General features: G+C 48.7%; 19 protein-coding genes. 4 read left to right on the forward strand and 15 right to left on the reverse strand.

What is annotated here, in order from left to right; translation table 11 throughout:
* Positions 1-83: 83 nt before the first annotated feature.
* From rfaD to HMPREF2700_RS03735, 5 genes are all read right to left on the reverse strand, one after another.
* On the reverse strand, positions 84-1,088 hold the full coding sequence (gene rfaD / locus HMPREF2700_RS03715) for an ADP-glyceromanno-heptose 6-epimerase (protein ID WP_070590238.1): 1,005 nt from the start codon (positions 1,086-1,088) through the stop codon (positions 84-86).
* Between the two features lie 139 nt (positions 1,089-1,227).
* Positions 1,228-2,190, reverse strand: a complete 963-nt coding sequence (gene rfaE1, locus HMPREF2700_RS03720) for a D-glycero-beta-D-manno-heptose-7-phosphate kinase (protein ID WP_070590241.1) — start codon at positions 2,188-2,190, stop codon at positions 1,228-1,230.
* A gap of 41 nt (positions 2,191-2,231) precedes the next feature.
* The gene (locus HMPREF2700_RS03725) at positions 2,232-2,903 is read right to left on the reverse strand and encodes an NAD(P)H-binding protein (RefSeq protein ID WP_070590243.1); all 672 of its coding nucleotides are present in this window, start codon (positions 2,901-2,903) and stop codon (positions 2,232-2,234) included.
* 13 nt (positions 2,904-2,916) lie between these two features.
* Positions 2,917-3,648, reverse strand: a complete 732-nt coding sequence (gene pyrF, locus HMPREF2700_RS03730; RefSeq protein WP_070590245.1) for an orotidine-5'-phosphate decarboxylase — start codon at positions 3,646-3,648, stop codon at positions 2,917-2,919.
* Positions 3,649-3,750: 102 nt separating this feature from the next.
* Positions 3,751-4,011 carry a helix-turn-helix domain-containing protein gene (locus tag HMPREF2700_RS03735; RefSeq protein WP_003746109.1) on the reverse strand — a complete coding sequence of 87 codons (261 nt, stop codon included), beginning with the start codon at positions 4,009-4,011 and terminating at the stop codon, positions 3,751-3,753.
* A 110-nt stretch (positions 4,012-4,121) separates the two neighbouring features.
* Between HMPREF2700_RS03735 and HMPREF2700_RS03740 the strand changes: the two genes are divergently transcribed.
* Positions 4,122-4,484 carry a hypothetical protein gene (locus HMPREF2700_RS03740; protein ID WP_070590248.1) on the forward strand — a complete coding sequence of 121 codons (363 nt, stop codon included), beginning with the start codon at positions 4,122-4,124 and terminating at the stop codon, positions 4,482-4,484.
* A gap of 75 nt (positions 4,485-4,559) precedes the next feature.
* Here HMPREF2700_RS03740 and adk read toward each other — a convergent pair whose 3' ends face one another.
* The 7 genes from adk to lpxK all read right to left on the reverse strand — a co-directional run bounded on the left by adk (position 4,560) and on the right by lpxK (position 9,186).
* The gene (adk, locus tag HMPREF2700_RS03745; RefSeq protein WP_003746105.1) at positions 4,560-5,207 is read right to left on the reverse strand and encodes an adenylate kinase; all 648 of its coding nucleotides are present in this window, start codon (positions 5,205-5,207) and stop codon (positions 4,560-4,562) included.
* 71 nt (positions 5,208-5,278) lie between these two features.
* Positions 5,279-5,797, reverse strand: a complete 519-nt coding sequence (locus HMPREF2700_RS03750; RefSeq protein ID WP_070590249.1) for a 3-deoxy-manno-octulosonate cytidylyltransferase — start codon at positions 5,795-5,797, stop codon at positions 5,279-5,281.
* A gap of 21 nt (positions 5,798-5,818) precedes the next feature.
* Entirely contained in the window at positions 5,819-6,577 is a 759-nt protein-coding gene (kdsB, locus tag HMPREF2700_RS03755) for a 3-deoxy-manno-octulosonate cytidylyltransferase (protein WP_070590252.1), read from the reverse strand.
* A complete protein-coding gene (locus tag HMPREF2700_RS03760; protein WP_003679524.1) occupies positions 6,574-6,756 on the reverse strand; it encodes a Trm112 family protein in 183 nt (60 codons plus the stop codon). The genes kdsB and HMPREF2700_RS03760 overlap by 4 nt, the downstream gene beginning before the upstream one ends.
* A gap of 83 nt (positions 6,757-6,839) precedes the next feature.
* Positions 6,840-7,397, reverse strand: a complete 558-nt coding sequence (locus HMPREF2700_RS03765) for a DUF2059 domain-containing protein (RefSeq protein ID WP_070590254.1) — start codon at positions 7,395-7,397, stop codon at positions 6,840-6,842.
* A gap of 49 nt (positions 7,398-7,446) precedes the next feature.
* Complete coding sequence (locus HMPREF2700_RS03770) at positions 7,447-8,112, reverse strand: DUF2059 domain-containing protein (RefSeq protein WP_070590255.1); 666 nt, start codon at positions 8,110-8,112, stop codon at positions 7,447-7,449.
* Between the two features lie 63 nt (positions 8,113-8,175).
* On the reverse strand, positions 8,176-9,186 hold the full coding sequence (gene lpxK / locus HMPREF2700_RS03775; protein WP_070590258.1) for a tetraacyldisaccharide 4'-kinase: 1,011 nt from the start codon (positions 9,184-9,186) through the stop codon (positions 8,176-8,178).
* A 181-nt stretch (positions 9,187-9,367) separates the two neighbouring features.
* Between lpxK and xseA the strand changes: the two genes are divergently transcribed.
* The 3 genes from xseA (at position 9,368) to HMPREF2700_RS03790 (ending at position 12,431) form a co-directional block, all read left to right on the forward strand.
* Positions 9,368-10,717, forward strand: a complete 1,350-nt coding sequence (gene xseA / locus HMPREF2700_RS03780; protein WP_070590262.1) for an exodeoxyribonuclease VII large subunit — start codon at positions 9,368-9,370, stop codon at positions 10,715-10,717.
* A 123-nt stretch (positions 10,718-10,840) separates the two neighbouring features.
* On the forward strand, positions 10,841-11,620 hold the full coding sequence (gene pssA, locus HMPREF2700_RS03785; protein ID WP_070590265.1) for a CDP-diacylglycerol--serine O-phosphatidyltransferase: 780 nt from the start codon (positions 10,841-10,843) through the stop codon (positions 11,618-11,620).
* A gap of 1 nt (position 11,621) precedes the next feature.
* Positions 11,622-12,431 carry a sulfite exporter TauE/SafE family protein gene (locus tag HMPREF2700_RS03790; protein WP_070590269.1) on the forward strand — a complete coding sequence of 270 codons (810 nt, stop codon included), beginning with the start codon at positions 11,622-11,624 and terminating at the stop codon, positions 12,429-12,431.
* Between the two features lie 86 nt (positions 12,432-12,517).
* Here HMPREF2700_RS03790 and HMPREF2700_RS03795 read toward each other — a convergent pair whose 3' ends face one another.
* The 3 genes from HMPREF2700_RS03795 to HMPREF2700_RS03805 all read right to left on the reverse strand — a co-directional run bounded on the left by HMPREF2700_RS03795 (position 12,518) and on the right by HMPREF2700_RS03805 (position 15,441).
* The gene (locus HMPREF2700_RS03795; RefSeq protein ID WP_003680951.1) at positions 12,518-13,198 is read right to left on the reverse strand and encodes a sulfite exporter TauE/SafE family protein; all 681 of its coding nucleotides are present in this window, start codon (positions 13,196-13,198) and stop codon (positions 12,518-12,520) included.
* Positions 13,199-13,308: 110 nt separating this feature from the next.
* Positions 13,309-14,349 carry an ABC transporter permease gene (locus HMPREF2700_RS03800; RefSeq protein ID WP_063076440.1) on the reverse strand — a complete coding sequence of 347 codons (1,041 nt, stop codon included), beginning with the start codon at positions 14,347-14,349 and terminating at the stop codon, positions 13,309-13,311.
* 36 nt (positions 14,350-14,385) lie between these two features.
* Positions 14,386-15,441, reverse strand: a complete 1,056-nt coding sequence (locus tag HMPREF2700_RS03805) for an ABC transporter permease subunit (protein ID WP_070590271.1) — start codon at positions 15,439-15,441, stop codon at positions 14,386-14,388.
* Between the last annotated feature and the right edge of the window lie 36 nt (positions 15,442-15,477).

Raw genomic sequence — 15,477 nt, forward strand, 5'->3', positions numbered from 1 at the left:
GGGATTTTGGGGAATTTTGCAAAGGTCTCAGGCCATCTGAAAACCCTTTTTCAGACGGCCTTTCTTCATTCAAGCAAAAGGAATTAAACCAAGTTCTCCAGCATCCATTTAACGTAACGGCTGACGCCTTGTTTTACATCCAAGAATTCTTCTTTATACCCGGCTTTGCGCAGCTTGGTAATATCCGCTTGAGTAAAGCTCTGATATTTGCCTTTGAGTGCATCTGGGAATGGGATATAACGGATAAGCTCTTCTTCAACCAGCTCTTTCAAACTCATTTCAGGCTTGCCTGCGGCTGCACGGCAGGCGTTGACGGTTGCGGCGGCAAGTTCGTTAAATTGTTGGCTACGGCCCGTACCAAGATTGAAGATGCCTGAAAGCTCGGGATGGTCGAAGAAGTAAAGGTTAACTTTAGCAACGTCTTCTACACTGACAAAATCGCGTGTTTGCTCGCCGTTGCCGTAGCCGTCATTGGCGCCAAACAAGTTGACATAACCATGTTCGCGGTATTGGTGGAAATGATGGAAGGCGACGGATGCCATACGACCTTTGTGCTGTTCCTGTTGTCCGTAAACATTGAAGTAGCGGAAGCCGACAACTTGGGCTGTCAGACCTTCTTTCATACGACGACGCAATACTTGGTCAAACAAGAATTTAGAGTAGCCATATACATTGAGCGGTTTTTCCAATTCGCGCTCTTCGCGGAAGATTTCGCCCTTGCCGTACACTGCGGCGCTGGAAGCATAAAGGAACGGAATGCGTTCATCCTGACACCAGTCCAAGAGATCGAGCGTGTATTGGTAGTTGTTGTCCATCATGTAAAGGCCGTCATGATTCATGGTATCGGAACATGCACCTTGATGGAAAACGGCTTCAATATCGTCGTAAGGCAAAAGATGACCGCGCACTTGGCGGATAAATTCGTGTTTATCGAGATAATGGGCAATTTCACACTCGGCAAGGTTTTTAAATTTTTCGCCTTTGCTCAAATTATCGACGGCAACAATGTCGGTAATACCGCGTTGGTTCAGTGCTTTGACGATGTTGCTGCCGATAAAGCCGGCCGCACCTGTTACGATAATGGTCATAATGAGTTTCCTTTATTTTGATTTTTCAGACGGCCTTGAAGTAATCATGCCGTCTGAAAATAAAAACTTGTCTGTCTGGATTATTTTCCAACTCCATTTTCAGACGGCCTTTAGATTTTAAGGCCGTCTGAAACAGCAATTATTGTTCTTCCAATGCCTTGGTCAATTCGGTAAACAAGCAAACCGCCGTACCAAGTTTCGCTACGACAACCCCTGCCGCAGTATTAGCGAGATGCATCGCTTCGGGCATGGTATAACCAGCAGCCAAACCCAAGCCCACTCCGGCAATAACGGTATCGCCCGCACCGGATACATCATAGACTTCTTGGGCCCGTGTAGGCTGATAAATCGGCTCGCCCTCATTGAACAGGGTCATCCCCTCTTCGCTTCGAGTCAACAAAATCGCGGTCAAGTCGAGATGGCGGCGCAGATTTTGGGCTTTCTCGGTCAAATCGTTTTCGTTTTTCCAGCTTCCCACCACTTCTTTCAATTCTGCACGGTTAGGCGTAATCAGCGTAGCGCCGGCATATTTTTCGTAATCATCGCCTTTGGGGTCGATTAAAACGGGTTTACCAGCCTGCTTCGCCCAATCGATCATATCGGAAATATACGACAAACCGCCCTTACCGTAATCTGAAAAAATAATGGCATCATATTCGGGCAACACTTCACGATATTGATGTTTGATTTGTTCCAACACCTCACGATGAGGCGATTCTTCAAAATCAAGTCGGATAAGCTGCTGATTAAGGGCAACAACGCGCAATTTCACAGTAGTCGCAATTTGCTTGTCGCGCATCAGATAGGAAGCAACGCCGTCTTGCACCATCAATGCGTCTAGCGCATCTGCAGCTTCATCATCGCCGGTAACGGACAACAGCCCTACTTTACCGCCTAATGAGGCGATATTGCGCGCAACGTTCGCCGCTCCGCCCGCTCGTTGGTCGATACGGGCAATTTTCGCCACCGGCACGGGGGCTTCAGGAGAAATACGGGACACATCACCAAACCAATAGCGATCAAGCATTACATCGCCGACAACCAGGACTTTGGCTTGTGCGAAACGGGATTTGAGGGTTTCTTGTTGGAACTTGGTTACCATACTGGCTCCATTAAAATCTCTGTGTAAGGCTTGTTATCAGATTATTGATCTAACAGCCTAAAAATATCTTGAGGCTCATATATCTGCATATGGTTTTTCGAGTACGATGCCTGTTCATGAGATGACAACAACGCCGCTTTCAGCATGGCTTGTGCCAAATTTTCGACAGCAAGCGGACGTTGGCTTTTCATCAGCCCGATACGGTTGAATCCATGCAAAATCCGTTCGGCAATTTTCTCACCCAATCGATCGCTATTCGGACGAATCAGCAATGGTGGACGGAAAATGATGAGGCACGGAAAGTTCAAAGCAATTAATGCCTGCTCCAATTCGCCTTTCATCCTTTGATAAAACAGGCGCGAAGCGACATTGGCGCCGGACGCGGAAACCAAAACCAAGGTATGCACGCCGTTTTCTCGTGCGGCTTTGACAAATTCAAGATTCGCTTCATAATCGATAGCCCATTGCGCTTCTTTACTGCCAGCCGCTTTCAGAGTTGTTCCCAAGCAGGCAAACAATACATCGCCCTGCACTTCTTCGCGCCAATCATCAGGATGAGAAAAATCAATCTGACGGCTATTTAGCTTTTGGTGGGTAAAATCAGGATGTCTGAGACCAAAACAGTCAATAGGCTCAACCTCTGAACTGGCTGCAAGCAGAGGCAACAAGGCTTTTCCTGTTGCGCCTGTCGCGCCAATTACAATCGCCTTCATACTTCAGACGGCCTTAAGTGTTGGCTATTCGATTAACTTCACGCAATACGGCTACCGGATCTGCAGCTTTGGTTACCGGACGGCCCATGACCAAATAGGTTGAACCAGCAGCCAATGCTTCAGCCGGGGTCATAATACGGCGTTGGTCGTCATTATTGCCGGCAACGTCCAAACGGATGCCGGGCGTTACCAAGACAAAATCCTGTCCCAATTCACGGCGCAGCGGCGTGGCTTCTTGAGCGGAACATACCACGCCATCCAAGCCTGCACTTTGTGTCAGTTTTGCCAAGCGGATAACTTGCTCTTCGGGAGCAATATTCAAACCGATTTCTGCCAAGTCGCTTTGTTCCATGCTGGTCAACACGGTTACGCCGATTAGGAGAGGCTTGGTTTGATATCCGGCAACGGCTTCGGCGGCGGCTTCCATCATACGACGACCACCGGAGGCGTGCATATCGACCATCCAAACGCCCATATCGGCGGCAACTTTACAGGCCTGAGCAACTGTGTGGGGAATATCATGGTATTTCAAATCGAGGAAAAGTTTGAAACCTTGATTGATTAAGCTTTCCGCTAAATTACGGCCGGTTGCGGTAAACAGCTCTTTGCCGATTTTGATTTGACACAGTGTCGGGTCAAGATTGCGGACAAATCCGAGCGTATCTTTTTCGTTGGCAAAATCGAGGGCGACGATAACGGGGGTGCGTTGTTGCTGAGTTTGGAAGTCGGAGATCAAGGGATTCATAAGATGCCTGCGGATAAACGGTTATAGCTTCGATTTTAACAGCTTTTGTACACAAAAGGCCGTCTGAAAATATTTTTTCAGACGGCCTCATCACAACACACCTTAATTATTCTTATATAAATCTAAAATTTTTACAGAAAATTCATCATCACTGAAAAAAAAGGCTGGTGGAACTTCCAATACTTCAGCAATTTTCTGCAAAGTATTCAAATCAGGCTGATGATTTCCTTTCTCATAGCGATTAATACGCGTACTTGCCACAAACTCATCTAACCCTATCGCCAGTCCCAGTTTCTCCTGCGTCAAATTTTTTGCTTTTCTTGCTTCCTTAAATCGCCTTGTAAAAATTTCTTGTAAATTCATAACTTCTATCCTAAGAACCAAAGTTACGAATTTCGTATATTTTTCTTGATTATTTACTACGAATAACGTAGTATTGCGCCGTTTTATATCTTATCTGTTACGAGAAAACTATGACACCAGCTCAAGAATCAAAATGCCATAAAATTATTCATTCTCATGCAATTGCTGCTGCCGCAGGCAACGCCATACCCGTACCAGGACTTGGTATCGCTACAGATATGGTTACAATGACTACTATGTGCACAAGCCTTTGTGCTGTTTTTGGTGGTAATATGACCGAAGCAGCTGCCAAGGCAATGGCTATAGCTGCAATTAAAAATACCATGTTAAAACAACCCATAAAAACAATAGCAAAAGAATTGTCAAAATTAATTCCAGGCTTAGGCAGCGTTGTTGCACCAACTATTTCTGTTGCATTACTTGAAGCAGCAGGATGGACTCTAGCAAAAGAACTAGAACAAAAATTCAGTTGACCCACATACAATAATATGAAAAGGCCGTCTGAAAATATTTTTTCAGACGGCCTTATGATTTTACTTTGGCAAAACTTATTTGCCCAAACCTTTCAATACTTCGGCTTTCACGGCTTCTACTGCTTGGGTGCCGTCAACTTTGATGTATTTAGGCGCGTGTTCTCCTTCCAGTTTGCTGTAGAAATCAACCAAAACTTCGGTTTGCTCGTGGTAAACGGCAAGGCGTTTTTTCACGGTTTCTTCTTTATCGTCGTCGCGTTGAATCAAATCTTCGCCGGTTACGTCGTCTTTGCCTTCGACTTTAGGCGGATTGTAGGTAACGTGGTAAGTACGGCCGGAAGCCAAATGCACACGGCGGCCGCTCATGCGGTCGACAATCACGCTGTCAGGTACATCGATTTCAACCACGGCATCCAAATCCACACCAGCTTCAACCATGGCTTCGGCTTGTGCCAATGTACGTGGGAAACCGTCAAACAGGAAACCGTTTTTGCAGTCGTCTTGGGCAATGCGCTCTTTGACCATGCCGATAATGATGTCATCGCGTACCAAACCGCCTTCATCAATGATTTTTTTTGCTTCCAAACCCAGCGGAGTGCCTGCTTTGATAGCTGCGCGGAGCATGTCGCCGGTAGAGATTTGAGGAATGCCGAATGCAGCAGTGATGAATTGAGCCTGTGTGCCTTTGCCGGCGCCTGGCGCGCCCAACAATAATACTTTCATGATGAGTCCTTTTGGTTGACGGATTTAATGTTCAGATAATTTTACACGGCTTGTGTTTATCGTTCAAAACTTCAGACGGCCTCTTTCGGGCCGAAATGCTTCCATGCATCGTCGCGCATTTCGATAAACCAGGAGTCTTCAGGGAATCGCTCTATCGCGTCTTTCAAAGTGGAAAGCAAGTTTTGCGATAAGGCTTTCGCCAAATATTCTTCCTCATTGGCTTCGGCCGCTTTGTCAGGCTGCTGCGCCAAACCGATTGCACGGGTTTGATGACCATGAGCCAAATAGTTGAGCGCAATGATTTTTTGTGCCCAAAGCTGTGGAACATCCGGATTGTCTTGCAGCAATACGGACAAAATCGATACGGCAACGGTCAAGCGTCCGCCGTTCATACGCAAGTCCAACGACTGGTTAGGCGGCAAAGTGCTGAGCATTTCTGCCATACGGAACCAAAACTCGCCGCTGGCCTGCTCCGGCGCTTCTATTTTCAGCATGTCATAGTTGAATTCTTGTTCGTCATCTCTTACCAGCTTCTCCACGTCGGCAAGCAATTTTTGTTCTTCACGGCTTAAATGGCGGAAATCATTCATGTCTTTTCCTTTCAGACGGCCTTAAGCTTTAAACGCAACACGTACTCTGTCCAAATCTTCCTGCGTATCCACACCGGCAGCAGGCGCTTCTTGGGTGATTTCAACAGCAATCGGATAACCGTGCCACAGGACGCGCAACTGTTCCAGCGATTCGATGGTTTCCAAAGGAGAAACATCCATTTCCGAATAGCGTTGCAGGAAGCCTGCACGATAGGCATAAATACCAATGTGGCGTAAAACGGCTGTTTCGGAAGGCAATTCGCGTTTTTCGGCACGCATCACATCACGCGGATAAGGAATCGGGGCGCGGCTGAAATAGATGGCGTTGCGGTTTTTATCGAGGATGACTTTGACGACGTTAGGATTCATAAACTCGTCAAAATCGTGCAATTCGTGGGCGGCAGTTGCCATTTGTACATTGTTTTCAACCAAAACTTCGGCTGTACGGTTGATAAGTTCGGGATCGATTAAAGGCTCGTCGCCTTGTACGTTCACAACAATCATATGCTGCGGCAGTTTCAGCGTATTGGCCGCTTCGGCAAGGCGCGTTGTACCGCTTTCATGTTGATTTGAAGTCATGACCACTTCGACACCGTGCGCCTGACAGGCCGTCTGAATATCGGGATGGTCGGTGGCAACGACAACACGCGCGGCCTTGCTTTTCGCTGCCTGCTCGGCAACGCGTACAACCATCGGTTTACCGTGAATATCGGCCAAAGCCTTTCCCGGCAGACGTGAAGAATCCAACCGCGCCGGAATCAATACGACAAATTCGGTCATGCTTTCAGTTCCTCTTCGCTCAACGCTCGTGCTTCGTTTTCCAACATATAAGGGATGCCGTCACGAATCGGATAAGCCAGCTTCGCCTGACGGCTCCACAATTCCTGTTTGTCTTGATGGTATTCGAGTTTGCCTTTGGTAACAGGACAAACAAGGATGTCTAAGAATTTTTTTTCCATGGGGTTACTTTCGTTTGATAAATTGGAGGTCGTCTGAAATATTTTCAGACGACTATAATTTATTTCTTATGCTTTTTCCCAACCTATTTGGCTTGTTTACAGCTTGTATCAGGTTTTTTGCCGCCGCACATGATACCTTGCATCTCTTTCGCAAATTCAGGCATATGACGCTGTGCAACTTTCTCTGTTAATGCCAATCCAAAAGTCATTAGTTCGTTCATAGCTTGATTGAGCATAAGAGGAGTCTTAACAACAACAGCCTGCCCGACAGGTGAACTATTAAAGGCAATCATGCCGTCAACTTCTTCTTGAGTGTATGTTAATTTGGCATTCTTTAATAAATTATTGCGGATAGTCTGTTTCACTTCGGGCGTGATCAAATCTCTCAAAACATTTTCGCGATAACGATCAATAGCTTTTGCCATTTGCTCTTTTTTCGCTTCTGGTACTTTGGCAAGGGCTTTATCTGCATACGGTTTAAATCCAACATTGAAACCGTCAATCATATTTTTTTCTAATTCCCGGTCAAAAAACTGCGTATCCAACCAACGCTCCAGTGACTCATCGCTAGGTGTGGCGGCAAACGCATTGGCACACAATACCAGTACGGCGAAGGGCAATAATAAGGTTTTCAGCTTCATCTTTTTCTACCTTTCAACAAAAAATAAATATTTTCAGATAGTCGGAAAATTATTTGGCACACTTCGGCAAATGTTGGTTGCCTTTGCATAAAATACCATGTGTTTGCTCCTCAAAAGCAGGCGTATATTTATTGCTTGCATTGAGGTAGTTTTGACTCATGTTTTTTTGGATAATCTCATCACTTAGCTTATCGAAATGCTTGACTTTTTCGAGCGCAGACTTACCGGCACCATGCCCAAATGCTTCAGCCATCTTTTCTATATCCGATTGGCTCAATACATCCTCAAGATTTCCACCATGCTGTTGTAAACTTCTTATCTTTTTCAAAATATTTTTTCCCTGAGCCGAAGAGAAAAAACGGTTGGTTACATCGACTTCTTCTTGTGTAAATACTTTCTGTACGGCACGCTTTTCTTCATCCAACCATTGTTTTTTCAACTCAGGGCGGCTCAAATCGTCTTGCATGTTTTTCATATAACGACTGATGACCGCCTTCATCTGCGCTTTTTGAGCTTTGGGCGTCATCGTTAACAAGCGCTCATTGTCCTCTTTATTCACCATCTCCAAAGAACGTTGTACTTTCTCGCTATAATTATTGCTTATCCCTTGAATCTCCAACCATTTCATTGCAGATTCATCACTTGGTTTGGCAGCTAAGCTTTGAGTGGATACAAATAAAGCTGCGCAAGCGACCAACAAATATTTTAACTTCATGATTTACTCCTATCGCGTAGTTTGAAGATCATCTTAAAACATCTGTGAAACATCTATAAGCATTTAGATTGAAACATTCGCGGATACAAACGCCGCCAAATCCGGCTCAATTATCGCATAAACAGGCAAGACCCACACTTGATTCAGGCCATGGCCGTCTGAAAATTTGACCGCATCCTTTTCCGTGATAATCACCACATCTGCGTCCGGCAAATCCGCTGCCGTAATATCTGCATGATCAGGCAAGGCAACGGTTTGTTTCAAAGCGATATTCAGGCTTTGCAACGTATTGAAAAAACGCTCCGGCTTGGCGATACCGGCGACGGCAGCGACGGTTTGATTTCCCAAACCCGCCAAATCCAATTTTTCAGACGGCCTGTTCAAACGGTAAATCTGCCCTGTTTCAATATGGCTGGCAAACATATTTTCAGACGGCCTGAATGCCGTATCTGCTTTTCCGCCACTGACGACGACCGCATCAACGGAAGCCAACCGAGACAAAGGTTCGCGCAAGCTGCCGTTGGGCAGTAAATCTAAATTGGTGCGTCCAGTATCTGCCGCCGGGAATACGGCAATTTCCATATCGCGTTGCAAGGCATAATGTTGCAAGCCGTCGTCGGCCACAATCAATTCAAGCTCCGGATGTGCCGCAAGCAATGCCCTGCCTGCTTCTGCACGGCTGCTGCCTACCGCCGTTGGCGTACCGGTTTGGCGAAACAGCAATAAAGGTTCGTCGCCTGCATCTGCCGCGCTGCTGGCTGTATTCAATACATGAACCGCCTTGCTCTTGCGCCCGTAACCTCGGCTGATGATGCCGACCTTAACGCCCTTTTCCTGCAAACCCGACACCAGCGCGGCGACTATCGGCGTTTTCCCTGTTCCGCCGGCATGAATATTGCCGACCACCACCACAGGCACTGGCAATTTTTCGCTTTTCAGACGGCCTGAAACAAAATCATCGCGCCGTTTCACCGCAATTTTGGCAAACAGCTTGGACAATGGTTTCAGCAGCAAAGACAGAAACGGATTGGGGGATTGCCAATGGCGTTCGATAATTTGGTGGAGTTTGGGCATACGCATGGCTTTTGAAGCGGAAATCAAACGATAATATAACACAAGCCCACCCAGACAAGGCCGTCTGAACATGCGGCTTTGATAATATTAAAACAAAGGGCGCAAGTTTCATGAAAACGAATACAACGAATCGCTCTAAAACCCTTATAATTCAGCTTTCCCAAATTTTTTCCGTTTCGTAATGTCCGAACTTTTCGCGCCCTCCTCCATTTCCGTATCCGAGCTCAACGCCCTTGCCAAAGCCTTGCTGGAAGACCATCTCGCAGGCTTATGGATTGCCGGTGAAGTGTCCAATCTGACCCGTGCCGCCAGCGGACATTATTATTTCTCGCTCAAAGACAGCCGCGCGCAGGTACGTTGCGCGATGTTTAAGGGCGCGGCTATGCGTTTGGCGAAGCCTTTGAAAGAAGGCGACCATATCGAAGTATCAGGAAAAATCAGCATTTATGAAGCGCGGGGCGAATTTCAGATTACCGTAAACGAAGTACGGCTCAAAGGTTTGGGGCAGCTTTACGAAGCCTATGAACGATTGAAGGCGCAGTTGCAGGCGGAAGGCGCGTTTTCAGCGGAACGCAAAAAACCGTTACCTACCCATCCGCAATGTATCGGCATTGTCACCAGTCTGGCGGCGGCGGCTTTGCGCGATGTCGTGACCACCCTGAAACGCCGTGCGCCCGAAATTCCCGTTATCGTTTATCCGACACCCGTTCAAGGCACAGGCAGCGAGTTGCAAATTGCCCAAGCGATTAAAACCGCTTCGCAACGCGCCGAATGTGACGTACTGATTGTCTGTCGCGGCGGCGGCAGCATCGAAGACTTGTGGGCGTTTAATGAAGAGCCGGTCGTACGCGCCATCGAAGCCTGCTCGATTCCCGTCGTCAGCGGCGTAGGACACGAAACCGATTTCACGCTTGCCGATTTCGTCGCCGACGTACGCGCACCGACACCGACCGGTGCGGCAGAGCTGGTCAGCCCCAACCGCCAAGAATCGTTACACCGCCTCGCCCAAGCGCAAGGCCGTCTGAAAACCGTTTTGGAACAACGCTATTTCGATGCCAGCCAAAAACTCGACTGGCTGGCGCGGCAAATCCGTCATCCGCGCCAAAAACTTGACGAGCAGCGTGCCTCAATCAGCAAGCTGGCGCAAATGCTGTCTTATTCCATGACGCAAAACTTCCGCGCCCATACCGCCCGTTTTGAACGCCAAACCCAAACCCTGAAACATTGCCGTCCTGATGTTTCCGTTTACAAAAACAATATCGACCGCTTTCAGACGGCCTTGTCGCACTCCTTCCGCCAGCTGCTTGCCCACCGCCGTCAAAGCCTGACTGCCCAAGCTGCATTGCTCGAGGCCGTATCGCCGCAGCATATTCTGGAGCGCGGCTTTTCGGTCGTCAAAAATACACGCGGACAAGTCATTCGCAATGCCGAACTGTTGAAACAAGGGCAGAAACTGCACATCACTTTTGCCGACGGCGAAACCGACGTACGCGTGACCAAAGAGCAGGCACAGGGCGAGTTGTTTGACTGACGCAATAAAGGCCGTCTGAAACTTTATGCGATTGAAGTGAAACTATGTCTGCCTTTTAAAAATCCTTAACCAACCAATGCGGTATAATGCCTCATCTGCACACGCAGCATATACGGAAACATTATGGACAACGCACAAAATACAGAAAATCCGATTCCTCCACGCAACTCCATCCGCAAAAACAGCATTTACCTGCTGCCCAATTCCTTTACCATCGCCGCACTGTTTTGCGCGTTCTTTGCCATTACCCAGTCCATGCACGGACGTTATGAAACGGCGGCGATTGCAGTTTTCCTTTCCATGCTGCTCGACGGCATGGACGGACGCGTTGCCCGTTTGACCAACAGCCAGAGCGCATTCGGCGAACAGCTCGACAGCCTTGCCGATATGGTCAGCTTCGGCGTGGCGCCTGCCCTGATTGCCTATAAATGGCAACTTTGGCAGTTTGGAAAAATCGGTTATTCCGTCGCCTTTATCTACTGCGCTTGCGCCGCCCTGCGTTTGGCACTGTTCAACACGCTCATCGGCAAGGTCGATAAACGCTGGTTTATCGGCGTTCCAAGCCCGACCGCCGCTGCATTGATTGTCGGCCTGATTTGGGTCAATCACAGCTTTGAACGCTTCCCCGGCGTGCATTGGTGGGCATTGGGTATCACCCTGTTTGCCGGTATTTCCATGATTGTGCAGATTCCGTTTTGGAGCTTCAAAGAAATCAACATCCGCCGCCAAGTGCCGTTTATGGGCATGGTATTGGCCGTGTTGGTATTGCTGCTCATCAACTGGAAGCCTTCGCTCGTCCTCTTCTTGTTCTTCCTCGGTTACAGCCTGTCCGGTTATGTGATGGCAGTCATCCGTTGGTTTAAAAAACGCCATAAAGCACACAAACACGACAAGGCCGTCTGAAATGTGGTCTTGGGACATTATCCTTGCCCTGCTCACCGTCGGTAGCGCGGCAGGCTTTATTGCCGGACTGTTCGGCGTAGGCGGCGGCACGTTGATTGTTCCTGTTGTCTTATGGGCGTTGCAGCTGCAAGGCATAGGCGGCCACCCCTATGCCCAGCATCTTGCCATCGGCACTTCCTTTGCCGTCATGGTGTTTACCACCTTCTCCAGCATGTACGCCCAACATAAAAAGCATGCCATCGATTGGGCGACCGTCCGCCGGATGACGCCGGGCATGATACTCGGCGTACTCCTCGGCGCGGTGTCGGCAAAATATATGCCGACGCTGGCTTTGCAGGTTTTCTTTATTGCATTTCTTGCCTTTATCGCACTCAAAACCCTACGCGATTCCAAACCCAAACCTTCACGCACCCTGCCTGAACTCCCCGGCCTGACAGCCGTCGGCACGCTTTTTGGGGCGGCTTCAAGTTGGGTCGGTATCGGCGGCGGTTCGCTATCCGTTCCATTTCTGCTGTATTGCAACTTTCCGGCACACCGCGCCATCGGCACATCTTCAGGTTTGGCATGGCCGATTTCGATTGCCGGCACCATCGGCTATTTTGCCAACGGTTTGCATATTGCCAACCTGCCTGAAGGCGCGGCAGGCTTTATCTATCTTCCGGCCATGGCCATATTGAGCGTTGCCACCATCCTCTTTGCTCCGCTCGGCGTAAAAACGGCGCACAAGCTGCCCGCCCGAAAACTCAAAATCGCCTTCGGCATTATGTTGCTGCTGATTGCCGCCAAAATGGCTTGGAATTTGATACATTAAATCTTTCTTGTGAAAAGGCCGTCTGAAAATCTTTCAAACGGCCTTTTTGATGGCAATAAAAACAGACTAAATAAATCCCCTTTACCTTACCCGATTTGCCCCATTGCAAATACAGCCAAACGCCATATTGCCCATCCTGCCACCAACAATCCGGCGCACAAACGAACCATACGTTTCTGCAGAAAGGTTTTCAACTGCGCGGCAAATATGCCCATCGCGAGCAGGTTCGGCAAGGTTCCCAAGGCAAACGCCAGCATATACAGCCCGCCGTGCAAGGCATTGCCGCTGCCCAAGGCATACAAAGACGCGCTGTACACCAAACCGCAAGGCAGCCAGCCCCAAAGCACGCCCACGCCGAAACAGGCAGGCACCGATTTAATCGGCAGCAATTTGTTCAGCAAAGGATTCAGGCGTTTCCATATCGGTTTGCCGATGCCTTCGATTTTGGTTGCGGCGGTCGAAATACCGGCAAGATACAGACCGAGCAAAAGCAGCAAAACATTGGCGGCAATATACAAACCGTTTTGAACCGCACGCGTATCGTCTAAGGAAATGCCGACCTGCCCGACCAAACCGACCAACAGGCCAATGACGACATAGCTGCTGATGCGCCCCAAGTTCAACAATACAATCAGCCCGATTCGGTTTAAATGTGGCGGCAGCTGCAAAGCGAATGCGCTGCTCAATCCGCCGCACATGCCGACACAATGCGTTCCTCCAAAAAAGCCGAGCAGAAAAAGAGTAAGAAATGTGATTTCTTGATTCATGGTTTTTAATGATTCAAACGAATGGATGAGGCCGTCTGAAACTTTTCAGACGGCCCTGAGAATGCAGGATAAGCCTTTCCGCCCATCCTCTTCACGCTTTAGAAAAGCAATTAACTGCGTGCGCGTACGTCAAATGCCTGACGCAAACCTTCGCCGATCATCACCAGCAAAAGCAGCATCACCGTCAACGTAGCAACGGCAGACAGGCCGATCCACCACGCGTCCAAGTTGTCTTTGCCTTGCGCCAGCAACTCGCCCAAACTCGCCTGTGAGGCAGGTACGCCCAAGCCCAAGAAGTCCAAACTGGTCAGGGCGAGTACCGCACCTGAAATACGGAAAGGCAGGAAGGCCAATACCGGCGTCAAACTGTTGGGCAGGATATGGCGCCACATGATTTCACGGTTGCTCACGCCCATCGCACGCGCCGCCAAAACATAATCGGTCTGGCGGTTTTTCAAAAACTCGGCACGGACATAGTCGGACAAGCCCATCCAGCCGAAAAGCGACAGCAACACCAGCAAAATCAACAGCCCCGGATTAAAGAAAGAAGACAGGATAATCAAGAGGTACAGCTCCGGCATACCGCCCCAAACCTCGATAAAACGCTGCATCAGAAGGTCGGTTTTGCCGCCGAAATAACCCTGCACCGCACCTGCAACCACGCCGATTACGGTAGTTACCACGGTCAACACCAAGGCAAACAACAGCGAATCGCGGAAACCGTAAACCAAGCGCGCCAACAGGTCGCGGCCGCGGTCATCCGTTCCCAAGATATGCCGTTCGGACGGTTTGGCCGGATCGGGTGCCGTATCAAAATCGTTCAAGGTATCGGCATCGTAAGGATTGGGCAGGTAAAGGGCAAAATTGCCGTCTGAAGTAATGTTGTGGCGGATAAGCGGATCCAGATAATCCGCAGGCGTATCGAAATCGCCGCCAAATGCGGTTTCGTTGTATTCGTTTACCAAGGGGAAGAAATACTCGCCCTGATAGCGTATCCACAAAGGTTTGTCGTTGCTCCACAAAGGCGCAAGCAAAGTGACGACAAACAAAACGGCCAAAATCCGCAAAGCCAACCAACCGCGCTTATGCTGCTTAAAGGCTTGCCAAGTAGGGTTTGAAGTAGATTTTTTCTTTTTCATGGTTCGAAACATTCTTTAATAATGGATTGAAGATATTTTCAGACGGCCTTATTTCTGTCCGCCAAAGTGAATACGCGGATCGACCCATGAATAAGAAATATCCGACACCAATTTAGCCAACAACCCCATCAGCGTGAACACATACAGCGTACCCATTACGACAGGATAATCGCGTTTCATTACTGCCTCATAAGACAGCAAACCCAACCCATCCAGCGAGAACAGCGTTTCAATCAACAGGCTGCCGGTAAAGAATGCGCCGATAAATGCGGCCGGGAAACCGGTAATCAGAGGAATCATGGCGTTGCGGAAAATATGCTTCCACAAAATCTGTTTCTCAGGCAAGCCCTTGGCTCGCGCGGTATAAACATATTGACGGCGGATTTCTTCAAGGAACACATTTTTCGTCAATACGGTCATCACCGCCAAGTTGCCTGCCACCGAAGCGGTAATCGGCAAGGCCATATGCCATAAATAATCTTTGACTTTACCTGCCCAAGAGAGCGTATCGAAATCATCGCCGACCAAGCCGCCCTGCGGAAACCAGGCAAAAAAGCTGCCGCCGCCAAACAACACCAGCAACACCAAACCCAATACAAACGGCGGTACGGTATAGCCGACCAAAATGATCATACCCGTAATCGTATCGAAACGGCTGCCATCCCTGACCGCCTTGGCAATACCCAACGGAATACATATCAAATAAGTCAGGAAAAACGTCCACAAACCCAAACTCATCGATACCGGCATTTTCTCTTTTACCAACTCAAATACGGTTTGGTGGTGGAAAAAGCTCTCGCCCAAATCGAAACGGGCGAATTTCCATACCATATCGACAAAACGCGTCACTGGCGGCTTGTCGAAACCGTATAAAGCATTCAACGCGGCCAAATCTTCCGCACTGATGCGGTTGCCGTTTTTGGCCAAAGTTCCAGGCATGCTGTGTCCTGCTGTTTCACCGCCAACCGCGCCCTGCGTCAGCTGCTGAACCATCTGCTCCACCGGACCTCCGGGGACAAACTGAATCACGGCGAAAGTAATCGCCAAAATCCCCAACAACGTGGGAATCAAAAGGAGCATACGATGAAAGATATAACGCCACATGGTTAAGTGTTCCTCTATTTTTTTTGATTTAAAGGC

The organism is Neisseria sp. HMSC068C04 (assembly GCF_001810105.1).
Classification (GTDB): domain Bacteria; phylum Pseudomonadota; class Gammaproteobacteria; order Burkholderiales; family Neisseriaceae; genus Neisseria; species Neisseria flavescens_B.

Bases quoted from the DNA above. Each gene is read 5' to 3' on its own strand.
- rfaD (WP_070590238.1), bottom strand. From the start codon at position 1,088: ATGACCATTATCGTAACAGGTGCGGCCGGCTTTATCGGCAGCAACATC.
- rfaE1 (WP_070590241.1), bottom strand. From the start codon at position 2,190: ATGGTAACCAAGTTCCAACAAGAAACCCTCAAATCCCGTTTCGCACAA.
- HMPREF2700_RS03725 (WP_070590243.1), bottom strand. From the start codon at position 2,903: ATGAAGGCGATTGTAATTGGCGCGACAGGCGCAACAGGAAAAGCCTTG.
- pyrF (WP_070590245.1), bottom strand. From the start codon at position 3,648: ATGAATCCCTTGATCTCCGACTTCCAAACTCAGCAACAACGCACCCCC.
- HMPREF2700_RS03735 (WP_003746109.1), bottom strand. From the start codon at position 4,011: ATGAATTTACAAGAAATTTTTACAAGGCGATTTAAGGAAGCAAGAAAA.
- HMPREF2700_RS03740 (WP_070590248.1), top strand. From the start codon at position 4,122: ATGACACCAGCTCAAGAATCAAAATGCCATAAAATTATTCATTCTCAT.
- adk (WP_003746105.1), bottom strand. From the start codon at position 5,207: ATGAAAGTATTATTGTTGGGCGCGCCAGGCGCCGGCAAAGGCACACAG.
- HMPREF2700_RS03750 (WP_070590249.1), bottom strand. From the start codon at position 5,797: ATGAATGATTTCCGCCATTTAAGCCGTGAAGAACAAAAATTGCTTGCC.
- kdsB (WP_070590252.1), bottom strand. From the start codon at position 6,577: ATGACCGAATTTGTCGTATTGATTCCGGCGCGGTTGGATTCTTCACGT.
- HMPREF2700_RS03760 (WP_003679524.1), bottom strand. From the start codon at position 6,756: ATGGAAAAAAAATTCTTAGACATCCTTGTTTGTCCTGTTACCAAAGGC.
- HMPREF2700_RS03765 (WP_070590254.1), bottom strand. From the start codon at position 7,397: ATGAAGCTGAAAACCTTATTATTGCCCTTCGCCGTACTGGTATTGTGT.
- HMPREF2700_RS03770 (WP_070590255.1), bottom strand. From the start codon at position 8,112: ATGAAGTTAAAATATTTGTTGGTCGCTTGCGCAGCTTTATTTGTATCC.
- lpxK (WP_070590258.1), bottom strand. From the start codon at position 9,186: ATGCCCAAACTCCACCAAATTATCGAACGCCATTGGCAATCCCCCAAT.
- xseA (WP_070590262.1), top strand. From the start codon at position 9,368: ATGTCCGAACTTTTCGCGCCCTCCTCCATTTCCGTATCCGAGCTCAAC.
- pssA (WP_070590265.1), top strand. From the start codon at position 10,841: ATGGACAACGCACAAAATACAGAAAATCCGATTCCTCCACGCAACTCC.
- HMPREF2700_RS03790 (WP_070590269.1), top strand. From the start codon at position 11,622: ATGTGGTCTTGGGACATTATCCTTGCCCTGCTCACCGTCGGTAGCGCG.
- HMPREF2700_RS03795 (WP_003680951.1), bottom strand. From the start codon at position 13,198: ATGAATCAAGAAATCACATTTCTTACTCTTTTTCTGCTCGGCTTTTTT.
- HMPREF2700_RS03800 (WP_063076440.1), bottom strand. From the start codon at position 14,349: ATGTTTCGAACCATGAAAAAGAAAAAATCTACTTCAAACCCTACTTGG.
- HMPREF2700_RS03805 (WP_070590271.1), bottom strand. From the start codon at position 15,441: ATGTGGCGTTATATCTTTCATCGTATGCTCCTTTTGATTCCCACGTTG.